This window comes from Streptomyces sp. NBC_00510 (genome assembly GCA_036013505.1).
Lineage (GTDB): Bacteria > Actinomycetota > Actinomycetes > Streptomycetales > Streptomycetaceae > Actinacidiphila.
Window position 1 is genome coordinate 5,870,243 of sequence record CP107851.1, and the last position, 22,524, is coordinate 5,892,766.

The following is a 22,524-nucleotide window of genomic DNA, read 5'->3' on the forward strand; positions in this document are numbered from 1 at the left end:
AGGCGCCACAATGCCCCCTACGCACGCGTGGGGAGCGGGTGCACAGGGTGGGGGTGGGTCATGACGACGACGGATCCGGTGGGCCACGAGGAGACGGCGGTCCCGGAAACGGAGCGGGATGCGGCACCGGGGAAGACGGCGGAGCCGGCCCGCAGGAGGCGCAGTCGCACCCGGAGGGTGCTGCTGGGCGCGCTGGTCCTGCTGGCCGTGGGGGTGCTCGGGGTGGCCGGGACGCTGTGGTGGACGGTGGACCACTACACCGGCAAGGTGGACCGCATCCCCAACGTGTTCCCGACGAAGGTGCCGGAGAGCGAGCAGCCGCCGGCCGCCAAGGGCGGTGAAACGTTCCTCCTGGTCGGTGTGGACGCCCGCTCCGAGCTGCCGACCACCGGCCGGGACGCCAAGGCGCCGGAGTGGAAGCGCGGCGCCCAGCGCAGCGACACGATGATGCTGGTGCACCTGCCGGCCGACCGCAAGCACGCGTACGTGGTCTCGCTGCCCCGTGACAGCTGGGTCACGATCCCGGGGAACGGCAAGGCCAAGTTGAACGCCGCCTTCTCCTGGGGCGGCCCGCCGCTGCTGATCGACACCGTGCAGCGGCTCACCGACGTGAAGGTCGACCACCTCGCCGTCATCGACTGGAGCGGCTTCAAGACCCTCACCGACGACATCGGCGGCGTGGACCTGGACGGGAAGCACATGAACGGCGAGGAGGCCCTGGCGTATGTCCGCTGGCGCTACGACCTGCCGCGCGGTGACCTGGACCGCACCCACCGCCAGCAGGCCTTCCTGCGCGCGGTGATCGCCAAGACGCTGACCAAGGACTCCATGAGCAACCCGCTGAAGGCGAAGGAGCTGCTGGACCGGGTCACCGGTGTGGTCAGCGTCGACGACCGGCTCTCCGACGGGGACCTGCGCGACCTGATGTGGAGCATGCGCGGGGTGCGCGAGGGCGACATGGTCTTCATGAACGCCCCGGTCGGCGGGCTCGACATGATCAAGGGCCAGTCGGTGGTGCTGCTCGACGAGAGCGGCACCGCGCGGCTGTGGGAGGCCATGCGCAACGACACCATGTCCGAGTACGTGGCGAACCACTCCCTCGACCGCCTGGGCTCCTCCACCCCGTGAGCCCCGCGGACGCCGGCGGGAAGAGCGGAGGGGCCGGCCGGGCGCGGTGTGCGCGCCCCGGCCGGCCCCTCGGCCGTCCCACGGGGTCAGGAGTCGGGCGTGACCGTGACCTTGTCGTCGTTCTTCAGCTCCGAGACGAGCTGCTTGACCTTCGGCATGTCCCACTTGAGGGCGCTGCCCACGTTGGTGCTGATGGAGCCCGAGGTCGGCATGTTCATCGAGATGCCCTCACCGCCGGAGACGCTCTTCATCGCCCAGAACATCGACACCAGGTCCCACAGGCTCATGTCCTTGTCGACGATCAGCGTGTCCAGGCCCGCGCCCATGGTGGGGTAGAGCTTGAAGGGGTTGAGGACCGTGCTCGGCGTGGCCGTCTGGCCCGCGAGCGCGGCGAGGAACTTCTGCTGGTTCTTGGTGCGGCCCAGGTCGCCCTCGGCCTCCTGGTAGCGCTGGCGGACGAAGGCCAGGGCCTCGTCGCCGTTGAGGGTCTGCTTGCCCTTCTTGATGTGCAGGCCCGAGTTCTTGTCGTCGATGTCGCGGGGGATGTCCAACTCGACACCGCCGACCGCGTCGACGAGGCCCGCGAAGCCGGCGAAGCCGATCTCCGCGTAGTGGTCGATGTGCAGGCCCGTGTTGTACTCGACCGTGCGCACCAGCAGCGTCGGTCCGTCTATCGAGTAGGCGGCGTTGAGCTTGTTCTGGCCGCGCGAGGCGAACGTCTTGCCGGACTCGGAACCCTTGAACTCGGGGATCGTGACGTAGGAGTCACGGGGGAGCGAGATCAGCGAGTTCCCGTTGTCACCGACGTGCAGGATCATCATCGAGTCGGTCCGCTTGCCCTCGGCGGAGCCGGTGTGCAGCTGCTTCTTCTGCTCGCCGGACAAGCCCTCACGGCTGTCGGAGCCGACGATGAGGTAGTTGGTGCCCTCGCCGGTCTCCGGGCGGTCTATGACCGTGCCGAGGTCCACCTCGCGGCGCACCTTGCCGTCCGCCCAGAAGTAGGTGCCGATCGACCAGGCGGCGACCACGACGACCAGACCGATCAGGATGGTCTTCACCCGCGGCTTGCGGCTGCCGGGCGGTGAGGTGCGGCCGCCGGTGGACGGCGGGCCGTACGAGCCGCCGCCGTAGCCGTCGTGGCCCGCGTGCGGGCCTGCGTGACCGGGGACGCCGCTGCCGTACGCCTGCTGGCGCGGCACGCTGCCGGGAGCCGCCGCCGCACGGCGCGGGGACAGCTCGGGGGGCAGCGGCGGCTCGGACACCTGCTGCTGCCGCTGGTTCCTGTCGTCGGACCAACCGTCGGGCCATGCGTTCATGTACCGCAGTGTGCCCTGCCGCCCCGCCCGGCAGTGCCTCCGTGGCGCTTCTGAAGCAGAGCTGATGCAAAGGTCACAGGACCGCGGTGATGCGGTGACCGGTTGTGTCCGGGCGCTCTCAGCCGGTGAGGTGCGTCGGGGCGTTGGTGTGGGTCTCGATCATTCCGGCGGCCTGTTCCAGCAGTTCGTGTGCCAGGTTGGAGCAGGCCCGGGAGGCGGCCACGTCCTCCCCTATGCGCATGTCCGGTTCGTCGTTCGGATTGCGCCGCGAATAGCCGTGGCCCACCACGCCCGGGGCGCCGTCCCCGGAGAGCGAGGCGGTGCAGGCGGTGCGGCTGCCGTCCTCCTCCAGCGACAGCTTGATCGTCCACGTCTTCTCCATGGCGGATCACCTCTTGGACTTCGGGACGTCGGCCCCTTTCTCAGCATCCGCCCGCCCCCGCCGCCGGGCAAGGTGTGCCCGGCGAGGAGCACGGCACGGCAGTGCTTAGGGTGGAGCCATGTTCGAGGAGCCACCCCCGCACCCTGTCCCGTTCAAGCCCACGTCCGCCTCGCGGATCACGCTGGCGCACATCATGACCCACCACGACACGAACCTGCTGGGCACCGTGCACGGCGGCGTGGTCATGAAGCTCGTGGACGACGCGGCGGGCGCCGTCGCCGGACGGCACTCCGAGGGGCCCGCGGTGACCGGCGCCATGGACGAGATGGCCTTCCTGGAGCCGGTGCGGGTCGGCGACCTGCTCAAGGTGCAGGCCCAGGTCAACTGGACCGGGCGGAGTTCCATGGAGGTCGGCGTGCGCGTGCTGGCCGAACGCTGGAACGAGTCCGGCCCGGCGACCCAGGTGGCCAGCGCCTACCTGGTCTTCGTGGCCGTGGACGCCGAGGGCGCGCCGCGTCCGGTGCCCCAGATCGAGCCCGAGACCGACCGGGACCGGCGCCGTCTGCAGGAGGCGCAGATCCGCCGCACGCACCGGCTGGCCCGCCGCCGGGCGATCATGGAGCTGCGCGAGAAGCGCGCCGCCGAGGGCTTCGAGGACTGACGGGCTCCGGCCCCCGGCCCCGGACCTCAGCCGCACGCGACGCGGTCGCCGCGCGCGGGCGGGAGCTCCACCGGCGGCGCCGCGGGCGGGTCCGGCTCACCGGCCCGCACCGGGGTCACGCCGTCGTAGTCCGCGCCCACGGTGATCCGCAGCGTCGACCCCAGCCCGGAGACCGCTCGCAGCTCGGCGTACGGCAGGGCCGTCCCCAGGGCCTTGGCGGAGCGGTCCCAGCCCGGGTCGTAGTGGATGACCGTGTACTCCGCGTCGTGCCGGACGGTGTTGCCGGGCGCACCGGTGGTGCGGAAGCCCAGGCGGCGCAGTTCCTTGTCCACGCGCGCCCCCAGTCCGTTGACCGTCGTCCCGTTGTTGACCTGGACGCGGATCGACTTGGGCGGCACGTCGACCTGCTCCGGCTCGGGTGCCGAGGGGCTGGGCGTGGCCAGGGGGCCGCCGTCCGGGCCGGTCAGCGGGCGGTCCTCGCGCAGCGCGTCGAAGATCCGCCCGGCGCCCTTCACGTCCCAGCGCAGGGTCGTGCCCACCCCCTGCACCCGGAACGGCGTGGCGTCCACCGGCACCGACGCGAACTCCACCGAGCGCGCCCCGAAGCCGCCCCGCAGCCCCGTGGCGAGCGCGATCAGGTCGTCCGGCTTGGTCTGCCGGTCCGCGCGCACCGAGCCCAGCGCGGCCCGGGCCACCTGGTCGAGCTTGACGGGGTTCTGCAGCAGCCCGATGTCGGTGACCCGGCGGACCAGGGCGGCCAGGAACCGCTGCTGGTTCTGCATCCGCGGGAGGTCGGGGCTGCCGGGGAAGTGGCCGGAGCGCACGTACCGCAGCGCCGTGCCGCCGTCCGCGCGGACCGTTCCGGCGGGCAGGTCGAGGCCGGTCAGGGGGTCCCGCAGCGGCTGGGCGAAGCAGAGGTCGACGCCGCCGATCCTGTCGACGGTCTTCATGAAGGAGCCGAAGTCGAACTCGGCGTAGTGGTCGACCTTGATCCCGGTCATCTTCTCGACCGTGCTGACGGCGAGCGAAGGGCCGCCCACCCCCCAGGCCCACTTCAGCTTGCCGGGGCGGGGCAGCTCCGCGTACGAGTCCCGCGGCAGGGCGACCACGCTGACCCGCCTGCCGTCCCGCGACAGGTGCGCCAGCATCATCGTGTCGGTGCAGTCGCAGGGCTCCCCGCCCAGGCGCAGCGCGGTGCGCTGCGCCGCGGTCAGCCCGCGGCGCACGTCGGTGCCGACCAGCAGGAAGTTGGTGCCCTTGGTGGGGTTGGGCCGGTTCTTCATCCCGGCGAAGGCGTCCACCCGCGCCAGGCGGTCGTCCATGTGCCCCAGGACGGCGTGCCCGATCCCGCTGGCGGTCAGGATGCCCAGCGAGACGGCGCCGAGGACGCGCATCCCGCGGCGCACGGGCGACCGCTTCCGGGCCCGGCGGGCGGCTGCGATGGGCTGCTGACGGCGACGAGCGACGGTCATGGAGTCACGCTAAGGAGTCATACCGTCGTACGGGATGAGGCCCGCCCGCCTGCACGTGTTCGTATCATCCGTTCGCGGTAACGTGTCCGGCTGTGAACGCTGCGACCCCCCACGTGCTGCCCGCCGTCTCCGTGATCATGCCGGTGCTCGACGAGGAGCGGCACCTGCGCAACTCCGTCCGCCACATCCTCGAACAGGACTACGCGGGCGAGCTCGAGGTCGTCATCGCCCTCGGCCCCTCCACCGACCGCACGGACGAGATCGCGGCGGAGCTGGTGCGGGAGGACCCCCGCGTCCACACGGTGCCCAATCCCACCGGCCGCACCCCCGCCGCCCTGAACGCCGCCATCAAGGCCTCCCGGCACCCCGTCGTGGTGCGGGTCGACGGCCACGGCATGCTCTCGCCCGACTACATCGAGACCGCGGTGCGGCTGCTGGAGGAGACCGGCGCCGCCAACGTCGGCGGCATCATGCACGCCGAGGGCGAGAACGACTGGGAGCGCGCCGTCGCCGCCGCCATGACCTCGAAGATCGGTGTCGGCAACGCGGCCTTCCACACCGGCGGCGCCGCCGCCCCCGCCGACACCGTCTACCTCGGGGTCTTCCGCCGTGAGGTGCTGGAGCAGCAGGGCGGCTACAACGAGGAGTTCATCCGCGCCCAGGACTGGGAGCTGAACTACCGCATCCGCGAGGCCGGCGGCCTGATCTGGTTCTCGCCCGAGCTGCGCGTCTCGTACCGCCCGCGGCCCAGCGTGCGCGCGCTGGCCAAGCAGTACAAGGACTACGGGCGCTGGCGCCGCGTCGTCACCCGCTACCACCAGGGCTCGGTCAACCTGCGCTACCTGGCCGCCCCGGCCGCCGTCGTGGCCATCGCGGCGGGTGTGGTGGTCGGCGCCGCGGTCACCCCGCTCGGCTTCGTCGTCCCCGGCGGCTACCTCGCCGCCATCGCGCTGGGCTCGCTCCCGGCCGGCAGGGGCCTGTCCGCCGGCGCACGGCTGCAGATCCCGGTGGCGCTCGCCACGATGCACATGGCGTGGGGCTACGGCTTCCTGACCAGCCCGCGCTCGCTCGCCCGGCGGGTCATCGCCAGCCGCCGCCCGGCGGTGCGGGCGGCGGCCGACGCGTGATGCCGCGGGTGGACCCCTACCAGCTGTTGTAGGGGTTCACCTTCATGCACGCCGAGTCGTCGGAGGCGTTGAGCGCGCTCGCGCTGTCCAGCACTTCCTTGGTGTCGGAGCTGCTGGCCGCCGGGTAGGTCGACCCGGCGGTCCAGTCGGCGCCGATCACCAGCGTGATGCCCTCGGCGGACGAGGACTTCTTCACCGCGCCCGTGGGCAGCTTCAGCGCCTTCGCCACGGCCAGGGCGTCGGCCTGCTCGTCGTCGCTCGCGTAGGTGATCGTGCTGCCGGACTGCGACTGCGGCGTGGAGTCGGACTCGGCCTGGGTGAAGCCCAGGGTCTTCAGCTTCTCCGTGACCGTGCCCGCCCGGCCGGGGGTGGCGGGCACCGAGGTGCTGCCGGTGCCGTTCTGGACCGTCACCGCGATCTCGCCCTTGGGCGAGGCCTTCGCGGTGGCCGTGGCCGTGGCCGCCTTCTTCTTCTTCGCGGCCTTGCCGTCCACGGCCTGGTCGTTGCGGAGCAGCGTGAAGAGCTTGGTCGCCGCGGAGGTCGGCACGACGTGCGCGGTCGGGTTCTGCGGGTCGGCGCCCCAGGGCATCGTCGTCATGGTGATGCGGTCGGTGGGAACGCCCTTGAGGTCGTTGCCCAGGTCGTAGAGCTTCTTGACCGTGCCGAGGCCGGTGTCGACGGTCAGCGCCTTGGTGGCGGCCTCCGCCAGGCCCGTCAGCTTGCCCGGGTCGTTGAGCTTCGCGCTGGACTTCAGCTGGCGGACCATCGCGTTCATGTACATGTGCTGGGCGTGGGTGCGGCCGATGTCGCTGCCGTCCTCGAAGCCGTGCCGGGTGCGGAGCCACTGCAGGGCCTGCTTGCCCTTGATGACGTGGTCGCCCTTGGTGAGCTTGAGCCCGGACTTCTTGTCCCAGACGTTCCCCTTGACGCAGACCGGGACGCCGCCGACCGCGTCGGCCATGGACACCACGCCGGCGAAGTCGATCATCATGAAGTGGTCGATGGATATGTCGGTGAGCTTCTCCCAGGTGGCCACGGTGCAGCCGGGGCCGCCGTGCTGGAGGCTCGTGTTGATCGTCTCCGACGTGGTCTCGGGATAGACCTGCCCGTCGTCCGGGTCGGTGCACTTGGGGATGGTGACCCGGGTGTCGCGAGGGATGCTGACCACGGTCATGTTGCTGCGGTCCGCGGAGACGTGCAGCAGCATCTGGACGTCGGCGAGCGGCTTGCGGTCGGCGTCGGCCTTGGCGCCGCCGAGCTTCTGGTTCGCCTTGGACGCGCGGCTGTCGGAGCCCAGCAGCAGGATGTTCAGCGGGGTCTGGCCGGCGGCGTTGGCCTTGCTCTTGGCGGCCTGGCTGTCGCCGAGGTTCAGCGCGTCCTTCTTGATGTTCGCGTTGAGGTGCTGGTAGTACGCGTAGGCGGCGCCGGCCGAGCCGAGTATCGCCACCGACGTGACGATCGCCACCCAGCGCAGGGCGCGCCTCTTGCCCTTCTTGCGGCGGCGGTTGCCGCGGCGGCCGCTGCCGTCGTGGCCGTCGTCGTCCGCCCCGTCGCCCTGCGTCGCGGTCAGGGTGCCGGTGGACGCACCGTCGCCCCCGTCGTCCTCGTAGGCGCCGTAGTCGGCCCGGTGGCCGTCGTCGCCGTAGCCCCCGGTGTCGTAGCCCGTGGCGTCGTAGTCCGCCGGCTGGTAGGGCGCGTACGGCTCCTGGGGTGGGTACCCGCCGCGCTGCGGCTCCTCCGGGCGGTAGCCGCCGCGCTGGGGCTGCTGCGGGACCGTCGGGTGCGGGGTGGGCTGCTGCGGGATGTACGGCTGTCCGTGACCGTTCCCGTACGGAGAGTCGTCCCATCCGGGTTCGTGAGGATCGTAGGGGGCGTTCCGCCCTCCGGGGATGCTGCCGTGGCGCATGTGTGCCCTCCCATGACGCGCTGGTCACTACGGTCACCGGTTGCGCCGCAGCGCGCGGATCGTGGGTGATTCTCAGCTGTGCGACTGTCAAAGTCCTGTGGAACCGGAACAGCCCTGCTCGCGGATGGTTGGAGGTCACGATACATAAACCGCGACGGGGTCAAGGCATTCGCTTCTTATCGCCTGTGTAAAACGATCGTGCGCATTACCCCAAACCGGGATCCCAGCGATATGGCCTGTACACGTCCATGCAGGCTGAATCATTCGCTCCGTTCAGGGCCCCGGCGCTCGTGGGCAGCGATCCGTCGTCGTCGGCGGCACCCTGGAAGACCGTCCCCTCCCGCCAGTCCGCACCCACGACGAGTGTGACGGAGGCGACATGTGAGGATTCCTTCACAACACCGCTGGGGAGCTTGAACACCTTCGCCACGGCGAGCGCGTCCGAGCGGCCCTGCGCGCCCCCGGAGGCCGGGTACTCGATCACGGTGGCCGCCGACGGCTGCGGTGCGGTGGCCGCCGCCGCCTTCCCGAACCCGCCTTGGGTCAGCGCCGTGGCCAGGGCGCGCGCCCTGCCGTTCACGGGAGTGCCCGTGGCGTCGCCCGCGGTGCCGTTGACGACCGAGACCGGGATGTCCGCGGCGGGCCGCGCCGCCGGCCCGGTGGGCTCCTTCTTCGCCTTCTTCTTCCCCTTGTCGTCGAAGGGGAGGTCGTGGACGAGCCGCGACCACACCTTGGGGGCGGCCACCGGGTCCGGCATGTAGTGCTGGTCGTTCTCGGTGTCCGTGACCGGCGGCATGGTCAGCATCGTGATCCGGTTCGACGGGACGCTCTTGAGCTGCATGCCGAGGTCGAAGAGCTTCTTCGGGGTGCCGATCTCCTCCGACACCTGCAGCGCGTTGGTGGCGGCCTCGGCGAGGCCCCGCAGCCGCCCGCCGTCGGTGAAGACGTTCTGCGAGCGCAGCTCCCGCACCATCGAGTTCATGTACATGTGCTGCGCTTTGGCGCGCCCGAGGTCGCTCTCGAAGGCGTGCCGGGTGCGCAGCCACTGCAGGGCCTTCTTGCCGGTGATCTTCTGCGAGCCCGCCTTGAGCTTCAGCCCGGAGCCGCCCGGCTGCTGCGGGGTCGGGTGGTCCCACACCGGCTGCTTCACGCAGACCTCGACGCCGCCGACCGCGTCGGCCATCTTCACCACACCCGCGAAGTCGATCATCATCCAGTGGTCGATGTAGACCTTGGTGAGGTTCTGCACGGTGGCGAGCGTGCAGCCGGGGCCGCCGCGCGCCAGGCTCTCGTTGATGATCGCGTGCGTGGTGGCGGCGAACTTCTTGCCCGTCTTGGGGTCGGTGCACTTCGGGATCGGCACCCGGGTGTCGCGCGGGATGCTCACCACGGACATGTTGCTGCGGTCGGCGGAGACGTGCAGCAGCATGATCACGTCCGCGCGGGGCGGTTCGTCCTTGGTGTACCTGGCGCCGCCGAGCTTGAGGTTCTCCGCGGAGTTACGGCCGTCGGCGCCCAGCAGCAGGATGTTCAGCGCGTTCGTCGGCGCCTTGGCCACGTCGCTGTCGCCGCTGTTTCGCTTCCCCTTGCGGAGGTTGTGGCTGAGGTGCTCGTAGTACGCGTAACCGGCCCCCGCCGTCCCGAGTATGAGCACCGCGAGGGTGACCGCGATCCACCGGACGACCCGGCGTCTGCGGCGCTGCGGCGGCCGTGCGCCCGGCTGTCCGTCCGGCCTTCCGCCCGGCTGTCCGCCGCCGCGCCCCGGGTCCGTGTGCGGGGCCCGCGCCGCGTCCGTGCCCCGCTGCGGCGCCCCGTCCCGCGGGTGGTCGTCGTAGAGGCTGTCGTCCCAGCCGAGATCGCGCACACGACTGTCCGTCATCGTCCGGTTCCCACCCCTGATACCCCTGTCGACCCTGGTGCCCGTGCCGGGCGGCTACTTGGCGCACACGCTCTTGTCGTCCGCCTCGACCTTCTGGATGCCCTCGGGCGCCTTCGTCGGCGGGGCGATCGGCGTGCCCGCCTGCGTGAAGTCCTTGCCGAGGGTGAGCGTCATGTTGGCGCGCGGGGCGGCGTCCTCGGTGCCCTGCTTGAGCGCGGAGGCCGGCAGCCCCATCATGTCGGCCAGCCGGCGCGCCTGGTCGGCCTGGTTGGGGGCGTACTCCAGCGTCGTCTTCTGCAGTTCGGTGGGCGCGTTGCCGCCGTTGGTGGAGCGGCTGACGCCCTCGTCGTTCTGCAGCCAGTTGACGGTGTCCTGGGCGGCGCCGAAGACCCCGCTGCCGTTCAGCACCTCGACCCGCACGTTGATCGCGTCGGCCTTGGGGCCCTTGAGCTTGGCCGCGTCGGACGCCTTCTGCTTCTTCTTCACCTCGGTGAGCGAGACGTCGTTGCGCACCATGGTGAACAGCTGCGGCGCCTTGGTCTCGTCCAGCACCACCGTGGCGTGCACCTTCTCGGCCGGGTTGTCTATCACCGGCACCGTCGCGAAGGTGATGTTCTTGGTGTCGACCCGGCTCAGGTCCTTGGCGAGTTGGCTGAGCTTGGGCACGCTGCCGATGCCGGTGTCGACGGTGAGCGCCTTCGTCGCCGTGTTCGCCAGCTTGAGCAGCTTCGTCGGACTGGTCAGCGTGTCGCCCGACTTCATCGTGCGCATCATCGAGCTGAGGAACTGCTGCTGCAGCTGGATGCGGCTGAGGTCGCCGCCGAAGCCGACGCTGTGCCGGGTGCGGACGAAGGCCAGCGCCTGCTCGCCCGCGACGATGTGCCGGCCCTTGTCCAGCTTCAGGTGCGAGTCCGGGTCGTCGATGTCCTTGGCCAGGCACACCTCGACGCCCCCGACCGCCGTCGACAGGTCCTTCACCGCGTCGAAGTTGGCCATCATGAAGTGGTCCGGGGTGATGCCCGTCAATGCCTTGACGGTGCGCATCGTGCAGCCCGGGTCGCGGCCGTACTGGCCCAGGCTGGTGTTGAAGCGGACTTCGCTCTCACCCGGGATGATCTTCGTGGAGCCGTCGGACTGCTTCGTCGGGCAGTCCGGGATGTCGGTGATGATGTCCCGGGGGATGCTCAGCGCCGTCGCGTTGGAGCGGTCCTTGGAGACGTGGAAGAGGATCGTGGTGTCGGCGTGGCCGACGTTGGCCGCGTCGCCGTACTTGCCCTTCAGGCCCTGCCGGCTGTCGGTGCCGATGACCAGGATGTTGACCGGTCCGGTGGACGTGGCGTTCTTGGAGCCGATGCCCGGGTCGATCGTGTGGATGTTGCCGTTGAGCTGCTGGTACAGCGCGTAGACGCCCACGCACGCCGCGATGACCACGACCCCGAGCGTGCCGGCGGTCCAGATCAGGGCCCGCCTCTTGGCGGACTTCCGGGACTTGGGTCGGCGCCGGCTGGTGCGCGTGGCCGCCCGGCCGCCGCCCTCGCCCCTGGTGCCGCCTGCCCGGCTGCCGCCCGCCGCCCTGCCGGTGCCCGCCGCGCGGCCGCCCTCAGGGGAGCGGCCGCCCGTCGTGGCGCGGCCCTCGCCCTCGGCGCCGGAACGGCCCTGCCGTGCGCGGCTTCCGCCCTGCGGCTGGACGCGCTGTGTCCGCCGGCCCGTCCCCTGTGCGGGGACGCCGGGTTCCGGCTGCTGCGGGGGGTCCAGCCGCAACTGGTAGCTGCCCGTCTCGGGATCGAAAACCCACTGATCCGCCGGGTCGACGTGCTGCCTACGGCCTTGCGTGTCCACGGTCGATCGAGTCCTCCGTCTCGGCCGCTGCAACAGGCCGGATCGCTCACACTAACCCCACAGTTCAGCGTGTACGCCCGTCGCTGACAAATTCCGCTCTCCTACACCTGGACAAACTGTTCAATCCCCACTGCCGCTGCACACGTCGCGGTCGGCGGTGGTGCCGCGGTACGAGGGGGAGGCGCTCGCCGACCCCGACGGTGTAGGAGAGGCGGGAGAGGCGGTGGAGGTTCCGCCGGCCGTCGGGCGGGCGGAGCCGGAGCCGGTGCCCTCGTCGCCCTCGACGGTCACCTGCCCGTCCTCGCGCAGGGTCGTGAACAGTTCGTCCGCGGCGGGCTGCACCAGTTCGTCACGGTTGCGGTCCGCCGTGTACGGACGCCGCGGCACGGTCAGGAAACGCACCTGGTCCGTGGGCGTCTTGCGCAGGCTCTGCGCCAGCTCGTACAGCTCGGCCAGCGAGTCGAGACCCTCGTCCGCTGTGAGCGAGGAGGTCGCGGCGTCCAGCAGCGGGTAGAGCTTGGCGGGGTTGAGCAACACGCCCGTGGAGTCGACCTTCTGCACCAGGGAGGCGAGGAACTGCTGCTGGCGGTCCATGCGCTGGGTGTCGCTGCCGTCGCCGATGCCCTTGCGGGCCCGGACGTAGCCGAGTGCCTGCTCGCCGTGCAGCTCCTGGCGGCCGGCCTCCAGGTCCAGGTGCGCGTCCTGGTCGTGCACGGCGTGCGGGACGCAGACCTCGACGCCGTCGACCGCGTCGACCATCTTCTTGAAGCCGTTGAAGTCCACCACGAGGTGGTGGTCGACGCGGATCCCGGTCAGCTTCTCCACCGTACGGATCGTGCAGGCGGCGCCGCCGAACTCGAACGCCCAGTTGAACTGGGCGAACTGGGGATTGGTCATGCTGCCGTCGGACCGCCGGCAGGAGGGGATGTCGACCATGAGGTCGCGCGGCAGGCTGACCGCCGTCGCGCTCTTCCGGTCCGCGGCCAGGTGCAGCAGTATCGCGGTGTCCGACCGCTGGGTGCCGGTGTCCTGGCCGTACTTGCCGTTTCCGTCGCCACGGTTGTCCGAACCCAGGAGCAGGATGTTCTCGGCGGTGGTCGCCTCGGGCAGCACCTTGGGCCGCTCGGACTGCACCCGCATCAGCTCGTGGGCGGTGTCCGTGTCCGTGTGGATGTTCCCGTCGAGCTGCTTGTACAGGTACCAGGAGACCCCGGCTCCCGCGAGCAGCACCAGGGAGACGACGACGGCGAGGACGCGCAGCCAGGTGCGGCGGCGCTTCCTCGGCGGGGTGTCGGCGGTCGGGGTGTCGGCGGGAGGGGCGTCCTCGGCTTCCGGCGAATCGGCTGGCGTGGTCACGTCCGGGCCCGTCCTTACAGGTGCTGCTGATGATCAGGTCACCTATAGAGACCGTCCAAACCCGTCCTCGGTTGTGCGGAGTTGTTCAGTTCCGTCCGAGGTCTTCGGGAACGGTGGGCCGGTGCGGGGTTACGCCGTGTGGGTCACCCGCTCGCTCTCCCGGCGTTTGTCCAGGTCGGCGGGGGGAAGCCGGTCCAGGTTGCGGCAGAGCACCACGGAGGCGTCCGCCGCCAGCGGTGCCAGCAGCCCGGCGGCCAGACCGTCCCAGTCGCCGTACGGCCGGCCCGAGAGCAGCCGCGCCCCGGCCGTCAGTCCCAGGGCCGCGGCGGACGCGCGGGCCCGTTCGACCACCTGCGCGCCGGTGAGCTCCTCCCCGCCCGGCAGCTCCAGCGCGGGCGCGTCCGCGTCCACCGGCGCGTACGGGACGAAGCGGTCGCCCTGGGAGGGGACCTCGACCGCGTAGTCGAGGAAGCCCTCCGGCGGCTGCGGGAAGCGGCCGCCCAGCGGGCGCAGCGCCAGCGCGACCCGCTCGCCGGAGCAGGCGCGGGCCTCCTCCAGGGTGTCCGGGCCGGAGACCACGAGGTCGGCCTCGCCCGGGTCGCCGCCCGGCACCACGACCACGCCGGTGGAGAAGCAGGCGAGCACCCATACCGCGGTCTGCCAGTGCGCCGGCATCAGCAGTGCCGCACGGTCACCCGGCTGGGCGCCCAGTTCGTCCTGGATGAGGTTGGCGGTCTTGGCCACCCAGTTGCCGAAGGTGGCCACCGACAGTTCGACGCGTTCGCCGGTGGCGTCGTCGTAGAAGGTGACCAGGGGCCGGGCGGGGTCCGCCGCGAGCGCGGAACGCAGCAGGTCGGCGGGTGTACGGGCAGTCGATGTCACGCGGCCCAGGCTACGTCAGGCGGCGGCGTCCCGGGTGCCTCTGATGGACCGGCAGAAGAGGACAGCCCGTCAGATCCCGGCTGCGCGTTCTGGGGGCTTATGTAACTGTTCTTCCCATGCGTGCACTTCTTGCGACGTCGATCTCCGCGGCGTGCATGGCTGCCCTCGCCCTGCCGCTCGCCTTCCCCTCCGGTGCCACCGCCACCATCCACGCGCCGGCGCGGGCGGCCGCCCCCGGCACGCCCCCCGGCGACACCCACACCCTGCCGCTGGCCCCGCTCGCCACCTCCGGCCGTGCCATCGGCACCCCGCTCGCCCAGGGGCTGCCCGCCCGTGCCGTGCGGCCGTTCTCCCTGATCGGCATCACCTGGGACGACGTCGGCACCGACCTGCGGGGCACCGTCCAGGTCCGGACCCGCGCCACCGGCACCGGCATCTGGTCCGGCTGGCGCACCGTCGAGGCGCACAACGACGACCTTCCCGACGCCGGCTCGCCCGAAGGCTCGGCCTCCGCGGTGCGCGGCGCGACCGCCCCGCTGTGGGTCGGCCGTTCCGACGGGGTCGAGGTGCGGGTCGTGCCCGAGGCCCCCACCGGCAGGCGCGGAGTGCGGCCCGGCCTGCCCAAGGGACTGCGACTGGAGATGGTCGACCCCGGGGACGAACCGGGTGACGCGTCCGGCGACGGCCCCGGCGACGGCCTGGGCGGCAGCTACCTCGACCCCGACGCCGCGCTGGACCCCGGGCCCGCCGGTCCGGGGGGCGGCGGCCCGGACGGCGGTGGCCCGGACGGCGGTGGCACCACGGGCGGCCCCTACGACGGCGGAGACCCCTACGACGGCGGCGACCCCTTCGACGGCGTCGGCCCCAGCGAGGCGGGCGACCCGCTCGACGGCGTCGGCCCCAGTGAGGGGGGCTACCCGCTCGGCGGCCGCCACCCGCAGGACGGCACCACCACCGACACCGCCGCGGACCCGAGCGACACCTCGGGCACCCCGGTCGAGTCCCCCTTCGTCCCCGCGCTCAGCCGGTCCCAGACCGAGGCGCTCACCGGGCAGCGCTTCACCGGCGCGCGCCCCCGCATCGTCACCCGGCTCGGCTGGGGCGCCGACGAGCAACTGCGCAGCGAGGACTCGGAGCTCACCGACGACGTCAGCGCGATCTTCGTCCACCACACCGCCACCGGCAACGACTACGAGTGCTCCGACTCCCCCTCGGTCATCCGCGGTATCTACCGCTACCACGTCAAGAGCAGCGGCTGGCGCGACATCGGCTACAACTTCCTCGTCGACAAGTGCGGAAACATCTACGAAGGCCGCAGCGGCGGCGTCTCCAAGGCCGTCTTCGGCGCGCACACCCTCGGTTTCAACGAGCACACCATGGGCATCGCCGTGCTCGGCGACTACTCCGAGGAGCAGCCCACCCGCGAGGCCCTGTCGGCCGTCGCCCGGCTCGCCGCGTGGAAACTCGGAATTTACGGCCGTGACCCGGAGGGCATGACATACCTGGTGTCCGGAGGGAGCAACAAGTACCCGAAGGGTACGCGGGTCCGCATGAACGTCATCTCGGGCCACCGGGACGGATTCGCCACGCAATGCCCAGGAACGGAGCTGTACGACGATCTCGGCATCATCCGCCGCACCGCGGCGGGGCTCCAGGGCCGCTGATCGCACCCTGCATAAGATTGGCCGCTCATGCGTTCGGCCCGCCAGGAAGCGGAGACAAAAACAGGTGACTGAAGCGATCCTCTTGGTCGGCGGCAAGGGCACCAGACTGCGCCCCCTGACGGTGCACACGCCCAAGCCGATGGTCCCCGCGGCCGGTGTCCCGTTCCTCACGCACCAGCTGGCCCGGGCGCGCGCGGCGGGTGTCGAGCACATCGTCCTGGCGACCTCCTACCTCGCCGAGGTCTTCGAGCCGCACTTCGGCGACGGGTCCGCCCTCGGGCTGCGCCTGGAGTACGTCACCGAGGACGAGCCGCTCGGCACCGGCGGGGCCATCCGCAACGTCGCCGACCGCCTGGACTCCGCCCCCGGCGACCCGGTCCTCGTCTTCAACGGGGACATCCTCACCGGCCTCGACATCGCCGGCCTGGTCGCCACCCACCGCGACTCCGGCGCCGACGTCTCCCTCCACTTGACCCGGGTCGAGGACCCGCGCGCCTTCGGGCTCGTGCCGACCGACCCCACCGGCCGCGTCACCGCGTTCCTGGAGAAGCCGGAGACGCCCGAGGAGATCGTCACCGACCAGATCAACGCGGGTGCCTACGTCTTCGACCGCTCCGTCATCGACTCCATCCCCACCGGCCGCGCGGTCTCCGTCGAGCGTGAGACCTTCCCCGGCCTGCTGGCCGACGGCGCCCACCTGCAGGGCATGGTCGACTCCACCTACTGGCTCGACCTCGGCACCCCGCACGCCTTCGTCCGCGGCTCCGCCGACCTCGTCCTCGGCCACGCGCCCTCCCCGGCCGTCCCCGGCCGCTGCGGGGAACGCCTCGTCCTGGAGGGCGCCCGGGTCGCCGACGACGCCAAGCTCACCGGCGGCAGCGCCGTCTCCACGGGCGCCGTCATCGGCTCCGGAGCGATCCTCGACGGCAGCCTGGTCCTGGCGGGCGCCGTCGTCCACCCCGGCGCGACCGTCGTCGACTCCCTCATCGGCGCGGGGGCGGTCATCGGCGAGCGCACCGTCGTCCACGGCTCCGTCATCGGGGACTCGGCGCACATCGGCGCCGACAACGAACTGCGGCACGGGGTGCGCATCTGGTGCGGCGCGGTCATCCCGGACGGCGCGGTCCGCTTCTCCTCCGACCAGTAGCCGGCCAGTGGCCGGCCGGTAACCGCCGCGGGCCCCGGCCGGTGGGCGCACCCCGCCCACCGGCCGGAAACCCGGAAGCCGGACGGCCCACACCGTACGCTCGGAGGGTGCACCCCGAGCAGAGCCGACTCCTCCGCGCCGCGACCGGCCGCGTCCCCGGCCCCCGCACACCCGGCCGCACCCGCCGCTGGACCCCCCGCGGCCCCCTGGACCTCGGCCTCACGCTCGGCCCCCTGCGCCGCGGCCCCGGCGACCCCGCGTTCCGCGTCGGCGCCGACCGCGCGGTCTACCGGGCCTCGCGCACCCCCGAGGGCCCCGGCACCCTGCGCATCGCCCGCCCCTCCGGCGGCGAGGTCGAGGCCGAGGCCTGGGGCCCCGGCGCCGACTGGCTCCTGGACCGCCTCCCCGGCCTGCTCGGCGACGCCGACGACCCCGCCGCCTTCACCGCCCGACACCGCGTCGTCCACGAGGCCCACCGCCGCAACCCCGGCCTGCGGCTGACCCGTACGGGCCTGGTGCTGGAGTCTCTCATCCCCGCGATCCTCGAGCAGAAGGTCACCTCCGACGAGGCCTACCGCTCCTGGCGGGTCCTGCTGGGGCGCTTCGGCGAGCCCGCCCCCGGCCCCGGTGAGGAACTGCGCATGCGCGTGATGCCCGACGCCCGCGGCTGGGCCATGATCCCCTCCTGGGAGTGGCACCGCGCGAACGTCGACGGCAAGCGCTCCGCCGCCGCGGTCCGGGCCGCCCGCGCCGCCGCCCGCATGGAGCAGGCCACCACCCTCGCCCCCGCCGACGCCCTCGCCCGCCTCCAGGCCGTTCCCGGCATCGGCCCCTGGACCGCGGCCGAGACCCTGCAGCGCAGCAACGGCGACCCCGACGCGATCACGGTCGGCGACCTCCACCTGCCGCACACCGTCGGCTACGCCCTCACCGGTGCCCACCGCTGCGACGACGCCACCATGCTCGAACTCCTCGAGCCCTACGCCGGCCAGCGCCACCGCGCCGCCCGCATCATCCTCCTCACCGGCCGCCGCCCCCCACGCCGCGCCCCGCGCATGGCGCCGGGGAACATCGTGCCGCTGTGACGGTGCCTGCGAGGCGCGCGTGGGTCTCCCCGCCGCGTCCGCCGTGTCACACGTGGCACTTCACGTTGACCAGGAGCGTGTCCCCGGGAAGGCCCCGCAGGTAGCCGTCGACGCGCTCCTGCTCCGCCGGCAGCTCGGGCTTGCGCGGGCAGGTCGCGGGGCCGTTGCACTCACCGTGGATCCCCGGTCCGCCGTCCTCGTACCACCAGCCGTTCAGCGTGAGCACGTTGCGTGTGCGCAGGGACGAGGAGACCTGTTGCCCGACAAACGTCTCGCGCTCGGTGCGCCCCACATCGACGACCGGGTCGAGGAAGGTGAGGAACCAGTACCGGTAGCGCTCTTTCGGCAACGTCCCGACATAGGCGTCGAAGGCCTTCACGAGCGGCTGGGCACGGTAGTCCGCCGAGGCCTGCTCGCGGTCGTACGTTCCGAACCACGGGCTGGCCGGGGGGAGTTCGGCCGCCAGTTCGTGCCACCGCCGCCAGGCCGCCTCCGCCAGGCGGCGTGCCTCCTCGTGCGACGCGGAGAAGTCGAGGAGCTCACGGGGCCCGCCCGCGCACCAGCCGAAGTCGTTGGGAAGCCCTTCGGACTTCCTGTCCCACCGGCGCGACCGGATCAACCTCGGATCCCGCTCATGGCCGGACAGCACGTTGAACCCGCCGCTCATCGCCTCGCCGCCGGTGATGTACCAGGAGTCCCAGATGTCCAGTTCCCAGTCCCGTGTGCCGTCCATCTCGAACGGTGCCATCGCGTCGGCGATCGCCTCGTCCACCAGGTCGGCCGCTGCCCCCGGCAGACACACGGTGATGCTCATACCCGCCATGGGCACATGAGATCACGGCGTGCGGGCAGGGGGCCGCCCCATTTCCGCCGGCGAACCGGTCTGCGCCCCGCGCTCAGCGCACCTCGATGAACGCCTCCGCGCTCCGCCCCGGCCGCTCCTTCGGGGGCGCGGCGGGGCGGCCGACGGCGACGGCACCCATCGGGTCCCAGTCCTCCGGCAGGTCCAGCACCTCGCGCACCACGTCGCGGCAGAACATCGTGGAGGACACCCACGCCGACCCCAACTGCTCCCCGGCCAGCGCCACCAGGAAGTTCTCCACGGCCGCGCCCATCGCGACCACGAACATCTCGCGCTCCGCCGCCGACCGCCGCGCGTCCGGGTAGTCGTGCGCCCCGTCCGCGACCAGGCAGGGCACCACCAGGTACGGCGCCTTGCGCAGGACGTCGCCGCGGCGCACCCGCTTGGCGACGGACTCCTCGCTGCGGCCGTCGCGGCGCAGGTCCGCGATCCACGCGTCGCGCATGGCGTCCAGCAGCCGGACCCGTGCCGGTTCCGACTCCAGCAGCACGAAGCGCCACGGCGTCGTGTGGTGCGGCGCCGGCGCGGTGACCGCGAGGCCCACGGCGCGCCGTACGGCCGCCCCGTCGACGGGCTCGTCGGTGAACTCCCGGATCGTGCGCCGCAGGGAGACCGCCTCGCGGACGGCCTCCGAAGTGCCCAGCCGGAACATGTCGTTGGCGGCGACCCGGACGAGGGCGCGGCCGCCTTCGCCGTCCTCCTCCGCGGGCAGCACCAGGCGGTCCAGACCCCGGACGACGGCGACGGGCGACCCGGTGGACTTGCCCTTCACCAGGTCACCGGCCGCGGCGAGCTCGTCGGCCAAGGCCGTGACCGTGACCGCCAGTTCGTTGCCGTGGGAGTCCGTGGCGCCCCGCAGGTCGTCCAGCACGTGCAGCCCGGCCGCGCCGATCGCCACGTCGGTCAGGCCCTCGCGCCAGGGCCGCCCGAAGGTGTCGGTGACGACCACGCCGACGTTGACGCCGAGCGCGTCCCGCAGCCCCGCCCGGATGGCGCGGGCGGAGGCGTCGGGGTCCTCGGGCAGCAGCAGCACCGTTCCGGGGGCCGTGTTGGAGGCGTCCACGCCGGCCGCGGCCATGACGAAGCCGTGCCGGGTCTCCACGATCCGGGTCGGCCCGCGCCGTGCGACGAGCCGCACCGTCTCGGCGTCGATCGCGGCCTCGCGGTCGGTGGCGCGCACCACGCGCCCCTCGGCCTTGCTGACGATCTTCGAGGTGACGACGAGGACGTCGCCGTCGGCCAGTTCCGGCGTGCTTGCCGCGACGAGCTTGGCCAGGTCGGCGCCGGGCTCGACCTCGGGCATGCCCGTGACGGCCCACACGCGGTAGGAGGCGATCACGCCCGCACCTCCCCGGCCAGCGTCAGCGCCTCGCGGGCCATCGCGGCCGTCGCGTCCAGGTCCGTCATCATCAGCGGCACGGCCCGGCACCGGATGCCCGCGGCCTCGACCTCGTCCACCGCCCCGGCGTCGACGGTGTCGACCAGCCAGCCGTCCAGGAGGCCGGAGCCGTAGTGCGCGGCGACCGCCGCCGCCGTGGACTCCACGCCGACCGCCGCCAGCACCTTGTCGGCCATGCCCCGCACCGGCGCGTTCCCGACGATGGGGGAGAGGCCCACCACCGGCACGCCCGCCTCGGCGATGGCCTCGCGGATGCCGGGGACGGCCAGGATCGTGCCGACCGACACCACCGGGTTGGACGGCGGGAAGAGGATGACGTCCGCCTCGCCGATCGCCTCCAGCACGCCGGGCGCGGGCTTGGCGCCCTCCGCGCCGACCGGCAGCACCGCGTACGCCGGGACGGAGGCCCGCAGCCGCACCCAGTACTCCTGGAAGTGGACCGCCTTGCGCCCGCCACCGGGGCCCGCGTCCGGGTCGTCGACGACGACGTGCGTCTCGATCCGGTCGTCGGTCATCGGGATCAGCCGCACTCCCGGCTTCCAGCGCGCGCACAGCGCCTCGGTGACCGCGCTGAGCGGATAGCCCGCGCCGATCATCTGGGTGCGCACGATGTGGGTCGCGAAGTCGCGGTCGCCGAGGCCGAACCACTCGGGCCCGACGCCGTAGGCGGCCAGTTCCTCCTTGACCGTGAACGTCTCGTCGGCGCGGCCCCAGCCCTGTGCCTCGTGGATCCCGCCACCGAGGGTGTACATGACGGTGTCGAGGTCGGGGCAGACCTTGAGGCCGAACAGGTGGATGTCGTCGCCGGTGTTGCCGATGACGGTGATGTCCGCCTCCGGCGCCGCCGCCTTCAGGCCGCGCAGGAAACGGGCTCCCCCGATGCCGCCGGCCAGTACCACGATTCGCATGCGGACAGTCTGTCAGCCCGCCGCGTCAGCCTGCGAACGTCCCCTCGGTCGCCGGCTCCCCGGAGGTGCAGGCGTACGGGGTCATCTCCGTCAGGCCCGGGAAGTAGACGTGCAGGCTGACCGCGCCGTCCAGCGAGTCGTTGACCACCTCGTGGACGTAGCCGGGGGCGAACACCCGCTGGTGCCCCGGCAGGAGTGAACGGCGGGTCCCGCCGTTGCCGCCGAGGGCGTGCTCGGTCAGTTCGCCCTCGAGGACGGTCAGCACGCCCGAGGACCGGCCGTGGTCGTGCAGCCCGCTGCCCTGGCCGGGCACCCAGCTGAGCAGCCAGACCTCGTAGCCGGGTCCGGTCTCCAGGCGGTCGTACCAGCGGGTGGTGGCGTCGTAGCGGACGCGCGGCGCCCAGCGGCCGCGGTCGGCCGCGATCCTGCGGGCCAGCCCGGCGAATTCCGCGACGGTGACGGGGTAGGCGGGAGCGGGCGGGAGGAGGTGGGGGATGGCGAGGGGGTCGCCGGCGATCGAGACGTCGCTGTTCATGGGTGCGGGAGTTCCTACGGGAAGTGAGGAGCGTCAGGCATGCGCATGAGGCTGTGCGGGCTGGGAAGAGTCCTTCAGCGGCAACAGCTGGAACAGCGACAGTGAGCTTCCACGGCACGACGGAACTCGCCGAGGCGGCGGGTCCGGGCAGGCGAGTGGGTCACTGACATGCGCCCTAGCACACCGGGTCCCCGGCGGCCTGTCAACTTGATGTCGGGTTTGTCGTAAATCTTTCACCTGATCCGGCTATTCGACATGGCGAAAGGTTTGTGCGCTGAAGACCCAGGAAAAGTGCCGACGCAACCACACGGCTACGCAGGAACGTCTCCTCGTGAAACGTCGTTGTGTTTTCGTGATCGCATCGTGATCGCCGCCCCTCAGGGGCGTCGACCGCGGTTGACGTATGCGGACGTTTGGGCTGATTTGAACACTTTCTGTCAGGCCTTGGTTCCGCAGGGTGAATAACGGGCCCAATAGCAGATCTCGGCTTGACTGGCCCGTATCGGCACACTTGTAATTTCACTCGTGTCGTTCGACCGTCGCAGGTAACGGCAACATCACGGGGACGCGAAAACAGACGAGGGGCGCGCATGACCGAGCTGTTCCAGCTGTTGCTGGCCGAAGAGGCCGACGAAGAGCTCGGGTGGCAGGAGCGCGCGCTGTGCGCGCAGACCGATCCCGAGTCCTTCTTCCCCGAGAAGGGCGGCTCCACCCGCGAGGCCAAGAAGGTCTGCCTCGCCTGCGAGGTCCGTTCCGACTGCCTCGACTACGCCCTCGCCAACGACGAGCGCTTCGGCATCTGGGGCGGCCTGTCCGAGCGCGAGCGCCGGCGACTGAAGAAGGGCGTCGTCTAGAGCCCTCCCCGGGCTCCCGCCCGGCACATCGGGGTTCGTACGTATATGTGCCCCGGACCCGGAAGGGCCGGCTCCCGCAACCGTTAGTGTGGGGGCCCGTCCGAGACGCCCAAGGCGTCGTC

At 72.0% G+C, this 22,524-nt stretch carries 19 protein-coding genes; 7 read left to right on the forward strand and 12 right to left on the reverse strand.

Features of this window, described 5'->3' with window-relative positions:
• Window positions 1-60: 60 nt before the first annotated feature.
• Entirely contained in the window at window positions 61-1,128 is a 1,068-nt protein-coding gene (locus OG937_26570) for an LCP family protein (GenBank protein WUD75003.1), read from the forward strand.
• An 86-nt stretch (window positions 1,129-1,214) separates the two neighbouring features.
• Here the strand turns inward: OG937_26570 and OG937_26575 are convergent, their stop codons facing one another.
• Both OG937_26575 and OG937_26580 read right to left on the reverse strand, forming a co-directional pair.
• Entirely contained in the window at window positions 1,215-2,444 is a 1,230-nt protein-coding gene (locus tag OG937_26575; protein ID WUD75004.1) for an LCP family protein, read from the reverse strand.
• Between the two features lie 118 nt (window positions 2,445-2,562).
• Window positions 2,563-2,826: a DUF1876 domain-containing protein gene (locus OG937_26580; protein WUD75005.1), complete on the reverse strand. Its 264-nt coding sequence runs from the start codon at window positions 2,824-2,826 to the stop codon at window positions 2,563-2,565.
• Between the two features lie 118 nt (window positions 2,827-2,944).
• On the opposite strand from OG937_26580, the gene OG937_26585 reads away from it, so the two are divergent.
• Window positions 2,945-3,487, forward strand: coding sequence for an acyl-CoA thioesterase (locus tag OG937_26585; protein WUD75006.1), 543 nt, complete (start codon window positions 2,945-2,947; stop codon window positions 3,485-3,487).
• Between the two features lie 26 nt (window positions 3,488-3,513).
• Here OG937_26585 and OG937_26590 read toward each other — a convergent pair whose 3' ends face one another.
• Window positions 3,514-4,959 (reverse strand): LCP family protein, encoded by a 1,446-nt coding sequence (locus tag OG937_26590; protein ID WUD75007.1) that lies wholly within the window; start codon window positions 4,957-4,959, stop codon window positions 3,514-3,516.
• Window positions 4,960-5,051: 92 nt separating this feature from the next.
• Here OG937_26590 and OG937_26595 point away from each other — a divergent pair, with 92 nt between their 5' ends.
• Window positions 5,052-6,086, forward strand: coding sequence for a glycosyltransferase family 2 protein (locus OG937_26595; protein ID WUD75008.1), 1,035 nt, complete (start codon window positions 5,052-5,054; stop codon window positions 6,084-6,086).
• Between the two features lie 16 nt (window positions 6,087-6,102).
• Here the strand turns inward: OG937_26595 and OG937_26600 are convergent, their stop codons facing one another.
• The 5 genes from OG937_26600 to OG937_26620 form a co-directional block, all read right to left on the reverse strand.
• Window positions 6,103-7,992 (reverse strand): LCP family protein, encoded by a 1,890-nt coding sequence (locus OG937_26600; GenBank protein ID WUD75009.1) that lies wholly within the window; start codon window positions 7,990-7,992, stop codon window positions 6,103-6,105.
• 205 nt (window positions 7,993-8,197) lie between these two features.
• Window positions 8,198-9,871: an LCP family protein gene (locus OG937_26605; GenBank protein WUD75010.1), complete on the reverse strand. Its 1,674-nt coding sequence runs from the start codon at window positions 9,869-9,871 to the stop codon at window positions 8,198-8,200.
• 54 nt (window positions 9,872-9,925) lie between these two features.
• A complete protein-coding gene (locus OG937_26610; GenBank protein WUD75011.1) occupies window positions 9,926-11,710 on the reverse strand; it encodes an LCP family protein in 1,785 nt (594 codons plus the stop codon).
• A 120-nt stretch (window positions 11,711-11,830) separates the two neighbouring features.
• Window positions 11,831-13,066, reverse strand: a complete 1,236-nt coding sequence (locus OG937_26615; protein ID WUD75012.1) for an LCP family protein — start codon at window positions 13,064-13,066, stop codon at window positions 11,831-11,833.
• A gap of 129 nt (window positions 13,067-13,195) precedes the next feature.
• On the reverse strand, window positions 13,196-13,948 hold the full coding sequence (locus OG937_26620; GenBank protein WUD75013.1) for a TIGR03089 family protein: 753 nt from the start codon (window positions 13,946-13,948) through the stop codon (window positions 13,196-13,198).
• Between the two features lie 116 nt (window positions 13,949-14,064).
• On the opposite strand from OG937_26620, the gene OG937_26625 reads away from it, so the two are divergent.
• The 3 genes from OG937_26625 to OG937_26635 all read left to right on the forward strand — a co-directional run bounded on the left by OG937_26625 (window position 14,065) and on the right by OG937_26635 (window position 17,844).
• On the forward strand, window positions 14,065-15,612 hold the full coding sequence (locus OG937_26625) for a peptidoglycan recognition protein (GenBank protein WUD75014.1): 1,548 nt from the start codon (window positions 14,065-14,067) through the stop codon (window positions 15,610-15,612).
• A gap of 64 nt (window positions 15,613-15,676) precedes the next feature.
• The gene (locus OG937_26630) at window positions 15,677-16,759 is read left to right on the forward strand and encodes an NDP-sugar synthase (protein WUD75015.1); all 1,083 of its coding nucleotides are present in this window, start codon (window positions 15,677-15,679) and stop codon (window positions 16,757-16,759) included.
• A gap of 206 nt (window positions 16,760-16,965) precedes the next feature.
• Window positions 16,966-17,844: a DNA-3-methyladenine glycosylase 2 family protein gene (locus OG937_26635; protein ID WUD78896.1), complete on the forward strand. Its 879-nt coding sequence runs from the start codon at window positions 16,966-16,968 to the stop codon at window positions 17,842-17,844.
• A gap of 46 nt (window positions 17,845-17,890) precedes the next feature.
• Here OG937_26635 and OG937_26640 read toward each other — a convergent pair whose 3' ends face one another.
• From OG937_26640 to OG937_26655, 4 genes are all read right to left on the reverse strand, one after another.
• Window positions 17,891-18,658 carry a hypothetical protein gene (locus OG937_26640; protein WUD75016.1) on the reverse strand — a complete coding sequence of 256 codons (768 nt, stop codon included), beginning with the start codon at window positions 18,656-18,658 and terminating at the stop codon, window positions 17,891-17,893.
• Window positions 18,659-18,740: 82 nt separating this feature from the next.
• The gene (locus OG937_26645) at window positions 18,741-20,045 is read right to left on the reverse strand and encodes a coenzyme F420-0:L-glutamate ligase (protein ID WUD75017.1); all 1,305 of its coding nucleotides are present in this window, start codon (window positions 20,043-20,045) and stop codon (window positions 18,741-18,743) included.
• Entirely contained in the window at window positions 20,042-21,013 is a 972-nt protein-coding gene (cofD, locus tag OG937_26650) for a 2-phospho-L-lactate transferase (protein ID WUD75018.1), read from the reverse strand. Before cofD ends, OG937_26645 begins: the two co-directional genes overlap by 4 nt.
• A 25-nt stretch (window positions 21,014-21,038) precedes the next feature.
• Window positions 21,039-21,548 carry a cysteine dioxygenase gene (locus OG937_26655; GenBank protein ID WUD75019.1) on the reverse strand — a complete coding sequence of 170 codons (510 nt, stop codon included), beginning with the start codon at window positions 21,546-21,548 and terminating at the stop codon, window positions 21,039-21,041.
• Window positions 21,549-22,138: 590 nt separating this feature from the next.
• On the opposite strand from OG937_26655, the gene OG937_26660 reads away from it, so the two are divergent.
• Window positions 22,139-22,402 carry a WhiB family transcriptional regulator gene (locus tag OG937_26660; protein ID WUD75020.1) on the forward strand — a complete coding sequence of 88 codons (264 nt, stop codon included), beginning with the start codon at window positions 22,139-22,141 and terminating at the stop codon, window positions 22,400-22,402.
• Window positions 22,403-22,524: the final 122 nt, after the last annotated feature.